This window comes from Pauljensenia hongkongensis (assembly GCF_001746855.1).
Classification (GTDB): Bacteria; Actinomycetota; Actinomycetes; order Actinomycetales; family Actinomycetaceae; genus Pauljensenia; species Pauljensenia hongkongensis.
This window is the reverse complement of sequence record NZ_CP017298.1, coordinates 790,040-796,133: the sequence shown is the minus strand read 5'-3', so window position 1 is coordinate 796,133 and position 6,094 is coordinate 790,040. Positions and strand designations below refer to the sequence as shown.

6 protein-coding genes are annotated in these 6,094 nt (G+C 71.3%); 2 read left to right on the top strand and 4 right to left on the bottom strand.

Annotation, left to right across the window (positions count from 1 at the left end; translation table 11 throughout):
- The first annotated feature begins 36 nt into the window (after positions 1 to 36).
- The gene (gene purE, locus BH719_RS09805) at positions 37 to 591 is read left to right on the top strand and encodes a 5-(carboxyamino)imidazole ribonucleotide mutase (protein WP_009743330.1); all 555 of its coding nucleotides are present in this window, start codon (positions 37 to 39) and stop codon (positions 589 to 591) included.
- 195 nt (positions 592 to 786) lie between these two features.
- Positions 787 to 1,782: a UDP-glucose 4-epimerase GalE gene (galE, locus tag BH719_RS03300; RefSeq protein ID WP_009743329.1), complete on the top strand. Its 996-nt coding sequence runs from the start codon at positions 787 to 789 to the stop codon at positions 1,780 to 1,782.
- Between the two features lie 440 nt (positions 1,783 to 2,222).
- Here the strand turns inward: galE and BH719_RS03295 are convergent, their stop codons facing one another.
- The 4 genes from BH719_RS03295 to BH719_RS03280 form a co-directional block, all read right to left on the bottom strand.
- Entirely contained in the window at positions 2,223 to 3,584 is a 1,362-nt protein-coding gene (locus tag BH719_RS03295; protein WP_034255196.1) for an LCP family protein, read from the bottom strand.
- Positions 3,581 to 4,942, bottom strand: a complete 1,362-nt coding sequence (locus BH719_RS03290; RefSeq protein WP_034255194.1) for an LCP family protein — start codon at positions 4,940 to 4,942, stop codon at positions 3,581 to 3,583. The genes BH719_RS03295 and BH719_RS03290 overlap by 4 nt, the downstream gene beginning before the upstream one ends.
- Positions 4,935 to 5,414, bottom strand: a complete 480-nt coding sequence (locus BH719_RS03285) for a DUF2304 domain-containing protein (protein ID WP_009743326.1) — start codon at positions 5,412 to 5,414, stop codon at positions 4,935 to 4,937. Before BH719_RS03285 ends, BH719_RS03290 begins: the two co-directional genes overlap by 8 nt.
- The coding region (locus BH719_RS03280) for a glycosyltransferase family 2 protein (RefSeq protein ID WP_009743325.1) at positions 5,414 to 6,094 on the bottom strand (681 nt) is incomplete at its 5' end. The genes BH719_RS03285 and BH719_RS03280, both read right to left, overlap by 1 nt.

Sequence of the window (6,094 nt, the reverse complement as noted above, 5' to 3'; positions counted from 1 at the left end):
GGCCCCCGCCCTGAACCACAACCCACGGGAGGAACGATGTCCACAAGCCCTGATGTCCGGCTCACCGCCACCGGCGAGGACCCCCTGGTCGGGGTCGTCATGGGCTCCGACTCCGACTGGCCGACCATGGAGGGCGCCGTCGCCGCCCTCGCCGAGTTCTCCATCGCCTGCGAGGTCGGCGTCGTCTCGGCCCACCGCATGCCCGAGGACATGGTCGCCTACGGGCGCTCCGCCTCCGAGCGGGGCCTGCGCGTCATCATCGCCGGGGCCGGGGGCGCCGCCCACCTGCCCGGGATGCTCGCCGCCCTCACGGAACTGCCCGTCATCGGCGTTCCCGTGGCCCTCAAGCACCTCGACGGCGTCGACTCGCTGCACTCCATCGTCCAGATGCCCGCCGGCGTGCCGGTCGCCACAGTGTCGATCGGCGGCGCCCGCAACGCCGGACTGCTGGCCGCGCGGATCCTCGGCGCGGGCGAGGGGGAGCGGGCGGCCGCCCTGCGCGCCAGGATGCGCGGCTTCCAGGGGGAGCTGCGCGCAATGGCCACCGCCAAGGGCGCGGCCCTGGCCGAGCGCGTCTCCTCCCAGAGGTAAGCGGCCCGGCGGACTCCCCCGGGCGCTCCGCCCCGTCGCCCGGGAACGCGGCCGCGCGGACGCTGGGCATGGAGGCCGCCATCCCAGTCGCGCGGACGGCACTGGCGAGGGCCCCTGCGAAGGCGGTCGCGCGGACGGCACTGACGGGGCGGCCGGGAGCGCCCATCGCGGGCCGCCCCGTCGTAGACTAGGAGCATGAGCATTCTCGTCTGTGGCGGCGCCGGGTACATCGGCGCCCACGTGGTCCGCCTCCTGTCCCAGCGCGGCGACAAGGTCGTCGTCGTGGACGACCTGTCCACCGGTAGCGCCGACCGCATCGGCGACGCGACCCTGGTGACCCTCGATGTCGCCTCCGACCAGGCCCAATCCGTTCTGTCCAACGTCATGGTCGACGAGGACGTCACCGCCGTCATCCACTTCTCCGCGCGCAAGCAGGTCGGCGAGTCCGTGAAACGGCCCGTGTGGTACTACCAGCAGAACGTCGGCGGCCTGGCCAACGTCCTCGCCGCGATGAACGACGCGGGCATCGACCAGATGATCTTCTCCTCCTCCGCGGCCGTCTACGGCATGCCGCCCGTGGAACTGGTGCCCGAGACCGTCGACTGCCGCCCCATCAACCCCTACGGGGAGACCAAGCTCATCGGCGAGTGGATGATGGCCGACTGCGAGAGGGCATGGGATCTGAAGTGGATCGGCCTGCGCTACTTCAACGTCGCCGGAGCGGGATGGCCCGACCTGGCCGACCCCGCGATCATGAACCTCATCCCGATGGTGCTCGACCGCCTGGAGAGGGGCGAGTCGGCGAAGATCTTCGGCACCGACTACGACACGCCCGACGGCACGTGCGTGCGCGACTACATCCACGTCCTCGACCTGGCCGAGGCGCACATCGCGGCGCTGGACGTCCTGGCGGAAGGCCGCCAGCCCGAGCACCACACCTACAACGTGGGCACGGGCCTGGGCACCTCCGTGCGCGAGATCATCGACGGCCTGCGCCGCGTGATCGGCTGGGACTTCCCCGTCGAGGAGCAGGGGCGGCGCGCGGGCGACCCGCCCAAACTCATCGGGGACCCGCTCTCCATCGGCGTGGACCTGGGCTGGAAGGCGAACAACGGCGTCGAGGAGATCATCGAGTCCGCGTGGGAGGGCTGGCAGGCCGGCAAGCGCCCCATCACAGTCCCAGGGCGGTAGGCGGGAGGCTCCTGCGGGTTCCGCCTGCCGGGCCCGCTGCCCCCGGGCGATCGTCGGCCCGGTCGTCGCCGGGGCCGCGCAGTGCTCTGGCGCCTGTGGGGCTGGGCCGTGTGCTCTGATTCTGATTCTTTGTGCGCGTCGTTGTGGGGAACTGCGCGCGGTTCGTTGTCGGCGCTTTGCGCGACTTCCTGCTCCGCACCGTGTGATTCGCACTCCGTTGCACCACTTAGCGCGCCGCTGCACCACTTAGGTCCGAGTGGGCCCTGGTTCTCCCGGCGTGTCGGGGGCCTAAGTGGTGCGGGCAGTGTCCAAGTGGTGCAGGCGCAGGGCGCGTCCGCACGCAGGCGTTGCGCAGCACCTCCTGCGCCTCGGATTCCGGGAATGAGCGCCCGAGTTCCGCGGTGGGGGCGCTCCCCATAGGACCGCTGAGGGGTCCGTTCTCAGAAGCCGTCGACCTGGTTGAAGTCCGAGGTGGTCAGGGAGCCCGTGCGGAGCTTGGCGAAGAAATCGGGCGCGGTCGTGTCCCGCAGGAGGACCGCCGAAGCGCCCGCGTCCGTCGTGAAGTCCAGGGACTCGATCGGGGGGACCCCCATCATCTCGCTGGAAGTCGCCGAGCGCAGGGCCATCACGAGGCTCGTCACAGTGAAGACGTTCGACGAGGAGTCGTCCACCGTGAAGGACTTCGATCCGGCCCTCTCCACGCTCAGTGTGCGCATGGGGTTGATGAGGGTCGATGGGGACATCGCGGTCGACACCACTTTCGAGATGACCTGGCGCTGGCGCTTCGTCCTGCCGATGTCGCCCTCGGGGTCCGCGTAGCGCATGCGCGAGAACGCCAGGGCCGTGGTGCCGTCGACGGTGTGGCACCCCGCTTCCCAGTTCAAGCCCGAGTAGGGGTCGGACACGGTGTTGTCGTAGCACAGCTCCACGCCGCCCACGGCGTCGACCATGTCGGGGACGGCGCCCATGCCGATCTGGACGAAGTGGTCGACGGCGAGGCCGGTGAGGTTCTCCACCGTCTCCACCAGCAGTGCCGCGCCACCGTAGGAGTAGGAGGCGTTGATCTTGTCCCACCCGTAGCCGGGGATCTCGGCATAGGTGTCGCGGGGGATAGACAGCGCCACCGTCTGGCCGTTCTGCGCGACGTTGACGAGCATGATCGAATCGGCGCGCTCGGACTCGTTGAATCCGTCCTGCACCGCCCCGTCGGCCCGCGAGTCCGACCCGGCCAGCAAGTACGTCGTCCCGGACGTGTCGGCCTTCCCCGACAGCGCGTCGACCCGGCCGAGGTTCGAGTTCGCGTCCCACAGCAGGAAAGCCCCCCACGCGAGCAGCACGACCAGCACGATGCCCACGGCCCGCATGGCGGTGCGGAAGGGGCGCCTCCTCCTGCGGGGCTTCGCGGGCGCCGCGGGGCCGGAAGGGCCGCCGTCGCGCGGGCCGCGCGGACCACTGGGGGCGTCCTGGCCCGGGGCGTAGGAGGGCGCCGGGCCCGACGCCGGCGCGTAGGAAGGGGGATTGGAGGCGGAGGAGGGCTGGTACGACGGCGGCATCGCACGGGCCTGCGGGATACGGCTCCCCTCGCCGCCCGTCCTCTTCGGCTGGTCGAGGGTCCGCGGCAGCAGGGGGCGCTCCGGCCCCTGCTGGTCCTCGGAGATCCTCCACATCTGCGGCGCCACGCCGGGAGGGGGAGGAGCGGGCGCGCTATGGGGGTCCTGCGGAGCGCCGACGACGCGCGCGTCGTCGGCGCCGGGGCGGTGCCGCTTCGGATCAGGTGTGAAGGACGGGGGGTGGGTGCTCATCGTTTATCAGCGGGAGGGCAGGTGTCGACCTGGTTCTTGGCCTCCGCCTCGGCGGAGTTGTTGGCCTGGGCGACATCGGTCTGGGAGGACGTGGAGTCCTCGGACCCCTGTCCCGGGTTGGAGGGGGCAGCGCCCTGCCCGGGAGCGGAGGGGGAGGCCCCCTGGCCCTGGGAGGAGTCCCCGGCGCCGGGCGCCGAGGAGGACCCCGCATTGGGATCGGGGACCGTCAGGTGCGCGCCGTTCCCGTCCGTGTACTCGGTGCCGACGGGCAGCGCCTGGTCGTCCTCGATCGCCTGCCACACCTTGGAGGCCAGGGGCTCGGCCGTGATCCTCCGGTTCTCGTCCCACGGCGGCGCGACGACGGGGAGGGTCACGAACTGCATGTTCGCGCGGTCCAGCTTCGACATGAGGTTGACCAGGAGCGTCGCGTCCGCCATCGGATCGGCCAGGTTCGACGAGATGTTGACGGTGGCGATCGCCGCTTGCAGGAAGGAGACCAGGGAGGGCAGGTCGGTGACGTAGTTCTTCGACTGCAGCTCCCGCATGATCGCGGAGATCAGCTGCTGCTGGCGGCCGATCCGGGAGATGTCGGTGCCGTCCTCCAGCGAGTAGCGGGCCCGCATGTAGGCCAGGGCGTGGGTGCCGCCCAGCTTCCAGCACCCCTGGTCGATGTACAGTCCCGCGTCGTCGTCGGCGATGTCCTCGGGGATGTTGAACCACACGCCGCCCAGCGCGTCCACCATCGAGATGAAGCCCGCGAAGTCGACCACCATGAACGCGTCCACGGCCATCCCGGACATCTGCTCCACCGTCGCCTTCACACAGGCCACGCCCGGCGCGACGTCCGAGGCCTCGGAGCCGCCGTCGGCCCCGGTGAACATCGAGGTGTTGAACATGACCTCTGTCTGCGGGTCGGAGGACGAGCCGTCCGCGTGCCGGCAGGAGGGGATGTCGACCAGCGTGTCGCGGGGGATCGAGAGCACCTGCAGGCGCGTGCGGTCGGCCGAGATGTGGACGACCATCGTCGAGTCGTTGCGCAGGCCGCCCACGTCCTCGGAGTCCCCCGCCCCCAGGTCCGAGTTCTTGCCCTCGCGCGAATCGATGCCGAGCACGAGGACGTTGACGGCACGGCCCTCGAAGGAGTCCGGCGTCTGCGTGTCCGAGGAATTCGTGACGAAGCTGTTGATGTCGATGACGCGGTCCTGCACTTGGCCCGCGAGGGCGCGGTAGAGGAAGGCCCCCGCCGACGTGACGAAGAGGACCCCGGACAGGGCGACTGCGAGCGCGCTCCGGATGAGTCCGAAGCGCCCGAAGTTCGTTGCCGAATGCTGGATCGTCCGCATGGGTAAGCTACTCATCGGTTGCAACCATATCGTTACACGGCCCGTTTCGGGGAATATCCGCCTCCGTTGCGGCGCGTTGCACCCCGCCGGCGCCCCCCTCGCACCCGCAGGGGGTCCCGGCCCCGGGCGGGGGAGCGCCTGCCCCGGCGTACGGGGGTCGCGCCGAGGCGAGGGCCACTTGGCGGGCCAGCGCGGTCAACTGGCGCTGGACGGCGGTGTCCCGGCGGTAGGCGGTGACGGACTGGGCGAAGAACGCCACGATCAGCCCGTAGGTGAGCAGGTTGACGCCCCGCTCGACGCCGATGGCCCGGGCCACCGTGTTCGCCACCTGGGGGAAGAGGACCGCGGCGGCGGCGCACACCATCAGGAGGGCCGTGGCCAGGCGCCGCACGGCCAGGGAGGACTGGGAGCGCACGGGCCGCACCAGCGCCCACGTCATGAGGCACAGCGCGCCCAGCAGGAGCGCCTTGATGAGGAAGTAGCGCATCACGCGTCCTCCAGCGCCAGGTCCACCAGGATGTTCACGGAGTTCAACAGCGGCTGGCCCTTGGACCGCGAGTACTCCGAGTAGCGGATCGTCACCGGCGCCTCCGCCCACGGCAGGCCCGTAGCGCCCAGCTGCGAGACGATCTGCGAGGCGTGGGCCATCCGGTTGTGCGTGAGGCGGACCCTCCTCAGGGCGTCGGCGCGGATGACGCGCAGGCCGTTGTGCGCGTCGGTGACGCGCAGTCCGGAGCGCCACCGGGTGGCGAGCGCGGCCGCGCGCACGACGGCGCGGCGCGCGGCCCCCATCCCCAGGGGCGCGGCCCCGAGGAAGCGCGACCCGAGGACGAAGGCGAGATCCCGCTCGCGGGCGGTGGCGACCATCGCCTCGGCGTCGCGCGCCTGGTGCTGCCCGTCGGCGTCGAAGGTCACCACGAAGCGCGCCCCCCGCTGCAGCGCCCAGTCGAAGCCGGTCTGCAGGGCGGCGCCCTGGCCGAGGTTGACGGGGTGGGCGGCCACCCACGCGCCCGCCCGGCGGGCGGTCTCCCCGCCGCCGTCCACGGAGGCGTCGTCGACGCACAGCACGTGGGGGAACCGCTCGCGCAGCCCCTCGACGACCCCTGCGATCACAGGGGCCTCGTTGAACAGGGGGATGACCACCCACGTGTCGTCGTTCACTGTCAT